At 44.9% G+C, this 7497-nt stretch carries 7 protein-coding genes; 2 read left to right on the top strand and 5 right to left on the bottom strand.

Annotation, left to right across the window (positions count from 1 at the left end; genetic code table 11):
* The 4 genes from ACM0OY_RS38795 to ACM0OY_RS38810 form a co-directional block, all read right to left on the bottom strand.
* Positions 1-205, bottom strand: a 205-nt coding sequence (locus ACM0OY_RS38795) for a hypothetical protein (RefSeq protein WP_414574030.1), incomplete at its 3' end; no start/stop codon positions are given.
* A 73-nt stretch (positions 206-278) separates the two neighbouring features.
* Positions 279-905: a cytochrome c oxidase subunit 3 gene (locus ACM0OY_RS38800; RefSeq protein ID WP_414574031.1), complete on the bottom strand. Its 627-nt coding sequence runs from the start codon at positions 903-905 to the stop codon at positions 279-281.
* 155 nt (positions 906-1060) lie between these two features.
* On the bottom strand, positions 1061-2797 hold the full coding sequence (gene ctaD, locus ACM0OY_RS38805; protein WP_414574032.1) for a cytochrome c oxidase subunit I: 1737 nt from the start codon (positions 2795-2797) through the stop codon (positions 1061-1063).
* 70 nt (positions 2798-2867) lie between these two features.
* Positions 2868-3956, bottom strand: coding sequence for a cytochrome c oxidase subunit II (locus ACM0OY_RS38810; RefSeq protein WP_414574033.1), 1089 nt, complete (start codon positions 3954-3956; stop codon positions 2868-2870).
* A 452-nt stretch (positions 3957-4408) separates the two neighbouring features.
* Between ACM0OY_RS38810 and ACM0OY_RS38815 the strand changes: the two genes are divergently transcribed.
* Together ACM0OY_RS38815 and ACM0OY_RS38820 are read left to right on the top strand one after the other, a co-directional pair.
* Complete coding sequence (locus tag ACM0OY_RS38815) at positions 4409-5344, top strand: COX15/CtaA family protein (protein WP_414574034.1); 936 nt, start codon at positions 4409-4411, stop codon at positions 5342-5344.
* 169 nt (positions 5345-5513) lie between these two features.
* A complete protein-coding gene (locus ACM0OY_RS38820; RefSeq protein WP_414574035.1) occupies positions 5514-6467 on the top strand; it encodes a heme o synthase in 954 nt (317 codons plus the stop codon).
* A 68-nt stretch (positions 6468-6535) separates the two neighbouring features.
* Here ACM0OY_RS38820 and ACM0OY_RS38825 read toward each other — a convergent pair whose 3' ends face one another.
* Complete coding sequence (locus tag ACM0OY_RS38825; protein ID WP_414574036.1) at positions 6536-7405, bottom strand: AbrB-like transcriptional regulator; 870 nt, start codon at positions 7403-7405, stop codon at positions 6536-6538.
* Positions 7406-7497 lie beyond the last annotated feature (92 nt).

Here is a 7497-nt window from a genome sequence, read left to right on the forward strand (position 1 = left end):
ATATCATACTTTCATGCTTGGTTGTGGGTTTTTCCCATGATTGACTGACTTGAAAGAGGGGTGTAGGGTGTAGGGTGTGGGGTGTAGGGAATATTCCTTTTTCATACATGGTGGTGAAACTTGTTTCATTGCGGCTGCCTTCTGCTATACCTTTTTCCTTGTAGTCTAAATACCTGAAAACACCTGTAAGTGTCTCCCTGGGCACTAAAAATAAAAAAGCCCCCCAAGGGAGGCTTATGAAGTTGTTCGCGTGGAGTGAACAACTAATTAATTAATACTCAGAGCAAATACAGTAATCCGAACAAAATAATCCAAATCACATCAACAAAGTGCCAGTAAATTTCAGCAGCTTCAATACCGAAGTGTTTTTCATTACTGTAATGACCTTTAACACGCGATCGCCACAATACGGCAAGAATAGCTAAAACACCTATGGTAACGTGTAGTCCGTGGAAACCAGTCAAAACATAAAATGCACTGGCAAATAAATTGGTAGTTAAACCAAATTCTAGATGAGTATATTCATATACTTGTCCTACTAGAAAAACAGCACCCATCGCAGCGGTAATTGCTAACCAAATCCGCGCACCCCGCGCATCATTCTTTTTGATAGCAGTGTCGGCATTGTGCATGACAAAACTACTAGCAATCAGATTGACAGTGTTAACACCGGGTAGCAATAGTTCTAACTCTGGGGTACCTTCTGGAGGCCAAGCAGGTAGGGTAGCGCGGAAAGCCAGATAGGCTCCGAACAGTCCCATAAAAATCATCCCTTCAGCAATCAGGAAAACAATTAGCCCAAACAAGCGATGGTCTGGATGTTCTTCATGATGTCCGACGGCTGCTTCTGCTGCATGGTGATGATTGAGTTCAGTTTTAGCTGGGTCAATTGTTTGACTTTGCATGAATCTTGATAAATGTAGAGTGGGGAGTGGGGAGTGGGTATTGGGGATTGGGGATTGGAGATTGGAGATTGGAGATTGGGGATTAGAAAATAGTATTTTTAATCTTATTCCCCAGTTCCCATTCCCTAGTCACCAGTCCCCAGTCCCCAATCAATTTATTTCCGATCTTCGGGATTAGCAGCAACCGCTGGGTCGGGTTTTGCTCTTAATACCGAGTTGGGGCCAGCAGACAAGACCGGATCGGGGTCGGATAAGGGTACACCTTCTTTCGCCTTTTCCAAGCCGTAGTCGTAGGGGCCTGTAACTAGTACTGGGGTTCCTTCAAAATTCTCGATCGCTGGCGGTGATGTAGTCATCCACTCTAAGGTTAGTGCCCTCCAGGGATTATTACCAGCTTTCTCTCCGTACAACCAACTCCAAATCGCATTGATGATGAAGGGAAATGTGGAGACTGCCAGAATATAAGCACCATAAGTGCAGATTTCATTCAGTAAAGTAAATTTGGGGTCATATTGGGCAACGCGGCGGTTCATGCCCATCATCCCTAGCTTGTGCATCGGTAAGAAGGTCATGTTTAAACCAACAATTGTCAAGGCAAAGTGAACCTTACCCCAAAATTCGTTAAGCATCCGTCCCGTCATTTTCGGGAACCAGTGGTAAATCGCCCCATAAATGCCGAGAACGCTACCACCAAACAAAACGTAGTGCAAGTGTGCCACTACAAAATAGGTGTCGTGGACGTGAATATCAAATGGTACTGCTGCTAACATCACGCCACTGATGCCGCCAATCACAAAAGTGCCAACAAAGCCCATTGCGAATAGCATGGCGGAGTTGAGTTGAATTTTTCCACCCCACATTGTTGCCAACCAGCTGAATATTTTAATTCCAGTGGGTACGGCGATGATCATCGTCGTGATCATGAAGAACATCCGCAACCAACCGGGGATACCGCTGGTAAACATATGATGTGCCCAGACGATTAACCCTAAAAAGCTGATAGCCAGGGAAGAATAAGCGATCGCTTTATAGCCAAAAATCGGCTTGCGGGAATGCACGGGGATAATTTCCGAAATTGCCCCAAAAAAGGGCAAAATCATAATGTAAACCGCTGGGTGGGAGTAAAACCAGAACATATGCTGGTAGACAACGGGATCGCCGCCCCCAGTGGGATTAAAAAATGTCGTCCCAGCAATTAAGTCAAAAGCTAACAGAATCAGACCTGCTGCTAACACTGGTGTAGATACCAGAGTCAATGCGGAAGTGGCAAACATCGCCCAGCAGAACAAGGGCAATTGATTGAATCCCAAACCTGGGATACGCATCCTCAGCAGTGTAACCAGGAAATTAATTGCCCCCAAAATCGATGATGTACCGAGTAAGAGGACACTCATAATCCAAATTCCCTCACCTACCTGACCTGTTACCAAGCTCAGAGGAGGGTAGGAAGTCCAACCCGCATCGGGGGCATCACCGACTACTAAACTAGCGATTAGCAACAAACCAGAAGGCGGAATCATCCAAAAGGCAACAGCATTCAAGCGTGGGAATGCCATATCCTTTGCCCCAATCATCAAGGGGATTAAGAAGTTAGCAAAACCCGCACCAGCTGGCACAATCCACAAAAAAATCATGATTGTAGCGTGCAGCGTAAACAAGCTGTTGTAGACTTCCGGGGTGACAAAATCTACTTCAGGCGTTCGCAGTTCTGTACGAACTAAGTCAGCCAACACGCCACCAATACAGTAGAAAATGAATGTTGTGACTAGGTATTGAATCCCAATCACCTTATGGTCGGTGTTGAAGGTAAAGTAATCTTGCCATTTTCTCACCGGTGGTTCTTCACCATGAGCGGGGATATTGGCAGTTTCTTGCAACTGGGCTTGTGTCATAGGAGTTAGTCATTAGTTATCAGTTATCAGTTATCAGCGTGTTTACTGATGACTGTTTACTGTTGACTGATTAATGGTGAACTTGGTGGAGGATTTCTGGTTTAATTCCCATGTCCTTGGTGTAAGGAGCGAGAAATTCATGTGGGGATAAATCCGCAGGGTTAAGGGCAACAGCTTGGTTAAGCGTTTCTTTGCTAGCAGTTAACTGCTCTTGTTGCCATTTTTCAAATGCTTCTTGTGACTCAACTACCACTGTTGTTCTCATGGCGCCGTGGTATGGGCCACAAAGCTCGGCACAGATGAGAGCATAATCACCTACTGTGTTGGGTGTGAAGCGAATCTCACTTTGCCTACCGGGGATTGCATCTTGTTTGAGACGGAATTCTGGCACCCAGAAGGCATGGATCACATCGTTGGCTGTCATATTGATTCGCACTTCTTTGCCGATGGGAACGTGCATCTCACCTGTGGTGATCCCAGTTTCTGGATAGGTGAAAATCCAGGCATATTGTAGACCGGTGACGTTGACTTGCAATCCTGGTGGTTTGCCTGCTTTATCAGGACTGCCTCCAATTGTGGGAGCAACACTACCGACACCTGGAGCATTCCGCTTTTGGGGAATTTGGTCAGCATTGCGGACTTCAGCTGTGGCTGGGTCTTGCATCGCCTCATCAGATTTTTCTTGATTGAGGTTAGGTTCGGTGCTAGGAGGTGTATCGCTCAAAGTTGCAGCTATGGCACTTCCATGTCCAGGCATTGTCATTGACTCTTGAGTAATCGGGGCTTCATGGATGGCATGGGGATCGAAGCCACCGATTTCGTTATACACATCAAAACTGTAAACAGAAATACCGATAACGATAATTGCTGGGATCGCCGTCCAGAGTATTTCTAAAGGTACATTGCCCTCGACTGGTGGACCGTCTTCATTGTCACCTGCACGCCGACGGTATTTAAATGCAGAGTAAATTAAAACACCTTCGACTATCAAAAATATACCTGTAGAAACGATCATCATCGCATTGAACAAACCATCGACTAAGACGGCTTCATCAGTAGCTGCTGCTGGCAACAGACCATGATTTTGACCGTACCAAATACTGGTTAGGGTTAGCACGATGCCAATGAGTAATGTCCATATTGAACTTGGAATCTTCACGGCTTACTTGATTGAATTTACTACGTTATCTCAAAGCTGCTCACTTACTAAGGTAGTCTAGGCTGTAAGACATAGAGTCCAAATGTCTGAAATTTTTATTAATTTTTCTGACTATTTTACTAATTTTGAGTACAAGGTGACTAACAGATATTTCCAAAAATAGATGTAAATCAGTAGAAAAATTTAAGGAAAAATTTAGGATGGTTAAATTAACTGCCACTAATCGATTTTTCACATCTTGAAAAATACCTAAAGCTTCAGGCAAAACATAGCGAGAATGATTCAAAGTATAAGTGAGTGCCAATCTATAAACCCCTAGACTATACGCTAGGGTGGAGATGGGGAGGACACTTGCTTGCGTGGGTTCCCCCCGCCCTTGCAAAGTGTCCGTTCAGTATTGAAAATTAAGAATCTATTAGAGATCCACCAAGAGCGGGCAGAAGGTACTGTTCATGAACGAAATTGTCCTACAACAACAAAATGAAGCGGCAGTTGAGCAGCAAAAGCCCAAGGAAATGATTCGTCGCTTGGTGTGGAGAATGTGCATAGCCACTTTAATTTTGATGGCGATAGGCTCTGCCACCCGCGTGATGAATGCTGGGCTTGCTTGTCCAGACTGGCCCTTGTGCTATGGCGAATTGGTGCCAGCTAAGCAAATGAATTTCCAGGTATTCTTAGAGTGGTTTCACAGATTAGATGCAGCTTTAATTGGTGTAAGCGCGATCGCACTTTTTGGTTTATCCTGGTGGCACCGTCGCTCTTTACCCTCTTGGCTGCCTTGGGCATCCACATTTGCCCTGTTTTTAATCGTCTTTCAAGGTGTCTTGGGAGGACTCACCGTCACCCAACTGTTGCGGTTTGATATCGTTACCGCCCATTTGGGAACGGCGCTATTGTTTTTCACCACCCTGCTGATTATTGGCACGACACTCACACCCTATCAGGGAACTGGAACCGTTGGTAAGTTGCCTTGGGTCGGTTTAACTGCTGCCGTTTTGGTTTATCTGCAAAGTCTCTTGGGTGCTTTAGTAGGATCTCGCTGGGCATTACACCAATGCTTCGGCGATTCCCAACTTTGTAATGTAATGTACAGTCATATTGCTGGTTTGGTGCCGCCAACCGTCGCAACCTTGGCAATAGTATTTTTCAGTTGGCGTACACCGGCGCTACATCCAGCCTTGCGGCGACTGGCAAATATGGCTGGCGCATTGTTGAGCTTACAAATTTTGTTGGGAGTCGCCACCTTCAAATTACACCTCCAAGTCGAGCCTCTCACCGTCTCTCACCAAGCTGTAGGAGCTGCTTTGCTCGGTACTTTAGTGGCTTTTACAGTTTTATCATTGCGTGACTCAGTGAGTGCTCAGCAACGAGTCGTGAGTGCTGAGTAGGGAGATGAGGGAGATGAGGGGCACAGGAGCAGAGGAGAGAATAAGAACTCCTCACTCAGCACTCAGCACTGATGATGCAGGTGTAGAAAAGTATTTTCGTTCGACCGAAAGAGCCAGCTTGAGCGGGGGCTGCATATAAGTTATTGAAAAATAAGGAACCAGAGCCAACATGATTGAGACTAATGTCTCTCGCCACCACCAAACTTTTCTCCAAGTAATTCAAAGTTACTACCAGCTAACTAAGCCTCGGATTATTCCGTTGCTTTTGATTACCACAGCTGGCAGTATGTGGATTGCTGCTAAGGGACAGGTAGACCCATTGCTGTTACTAGTAACTCTGACTGGTGGCACTTTGGCTGCTGCAAGCGCCCAAACAATCAATTGTATCTATGACCGGGATATTGATTATGACATGGAGCGGACTCGCCATCGCCCCATGCCTTCCGGTAAGGTGCAGCCGCGGGATGCTCTAATTTTTGCGATCGCTCTAGCAACACTTTCGTTTACACTATTGGCAGTTTTCGCCAACCTGTTAGCTGCCGCGCTAGCTTTCTCTGGCATCGTCTTTTATATTTTGGTCTACACTCACTGGCTAAAACGCCACAGTACCCAAAATATTGTCATTGGTGGCGCAGCGGGAGCAATTCCGGCTTTAGTGGGTTGGGCTGCTGTTACAGGTACCTTAAGCTGGGCAGCATGGTTAATTTTTGCCATTGTCTTTTTGTGGACGCCGCCCCATTTCTGGGCTTTAGCTTTGATGATTCGGGACGATTACGCAAAAGTCGGGATACCAATGCTACCAGTAGTTAAAGGGGATACCGCAACAGTACGGCAAATTTGGTACTATACCTTGATTACTGTGGTTGCAACGGTGTTATTAGTTTATCCCTTAGGTGCGAGTGGAGTTCTTTATGCTGCGATCGCTCTTAGTCTGGGAGGATTATTTATCCATAAATCTTGGCGATTGTTGCAAAATCCAGAAGATCGTACTGTCGCTAGAGAGTTATTTCTCTATTCCATTTCCTACATGATGCTGTTGTGTCTGGGGATGGTAATTGATAGTTTGCCTATTACTCATCATCTAATTAGTGCAGTAATTAATCAACTGCATTTTATTAGCTAAGGGGAGAAAAGTTAATGCGATCGCGTTTGGTAAAATGGGCGCGATCGCGTTTTCAGAACAGTGTGGTTTTATATTATTTCATCTAGTAGAATCAAGTGAATGAGCTTATATCCCAACCTAATTTCAAACTCATTTCCAGGTTTTAAACCCATAGCTTTAGTGTAGGTAGCACTAATCAGAATCTGACCTTTTTTATTGATCCTAACCCGATATGTCGGTTCACGATCCCGCTCATCTTGAGGTGCTTCTAGACTTAGCGGAATAGTCAAACTCACATCCGCAACGCTTACTTGGTTTCCTTGTCTAGAGAGTTTCTTAAATTCAAATGTTGCAACATCATGATAACCACGGACATAGTTTGCCATTCCACGAACATAAATTAATAGTGGTTGAAACCCTATTAGTGCTTCTGCAAAAGTTTCCACTAACGATGCCATACGAACCCACTCTGCTTTTTCTTCTAACTTTAAGCCTGCAAGAATAGATGCTAATTCATGTGCTGCCTTAGTTGGTCGTGTATAGGCAAGTGCTGTCCACCTCTGAGCCTGAGCAAAATCACGCATATCTGGATCGTGGCTCTCAATTTGCTGCTGCACATAGGTTAGTAAAAAATCAGATAATTCATTAATCCGCTTTTCGCCAAAACGGGGATTCTCTTTCAACTTTTTCAATAGAACATTTCGTACTGCTGTATCCATTTCATAGAGTTCATGTCCCACTTCATCGCAAAGACTAGAAAGTAGTAAATCAGCTACAGCCAGCCAGGGGATACTCAACACTTCACTATGAATATCTCGTTGAAAATTTGCCCATAGGCGATAAAGTAAATCTGAGGTCAGGGCTAACGGGAAAGCAGCATGGTAAGCCAAATAGAGGTGCGCTTCTCCGAAGCGTTGACCAAAAAATTCAATTCGACGACTAGCGACTTCTGGCTTCATGCTCTCTACCCTTGAAATAGTCCCTGTTATATTGATTACTGGAGTTTAGACTAAAAGCGATATGAGAGAACGCAAATCAAAAGGAACTTAGA

It is taken from the genome of Nostoc sp. CCY 9925, from assembly GCF_963920935.1.
GTDB lineage: Bacteria > Cyanobacteriota > Cyanobacteriia > Cyanobacteriales > Nostocaceae > Nostoc.

Bases quoted from the DNA above. Each gene is read 5' to 3' on its own strand.
- ctaD (WP_414574032.1), bottom strand. From the start codon at position 2,797: ATGACACAAGCCCAGTTGCAAGAAACTGCCAATATCCCCGCTCATGGT.
- ACM0OY_RS38825 (WP_414574036.1), bottom strand. From the start codon at position 7,405: ATGAAGCCAGAAGTCGCTAGTCGTCGAATTGAATTTTTTGGTCAACGC.
- ACM0OY_RS38815 (WP_414574034.1), top strand. From the start codon at position 4,409: ATGAACGAAATTGTCCTACAACAACAAAATGAAGCGGCAGTTGAGCAG.
- ACM0OY_RS38800 (WP_414574031.1), bottom strand. From the start codon at position 905: ATGCAAAGTCAAACAATTGACCCAGCTAAAACTGAACTCAATCATCAC.
- ACM0OY_RS38820 (WP_414574035.1), top strand. From the start codon at position 5,514: ATGATTGAGACTAATGTCTCTCGCCACCACCAAACTTTTCTCCAAGTA.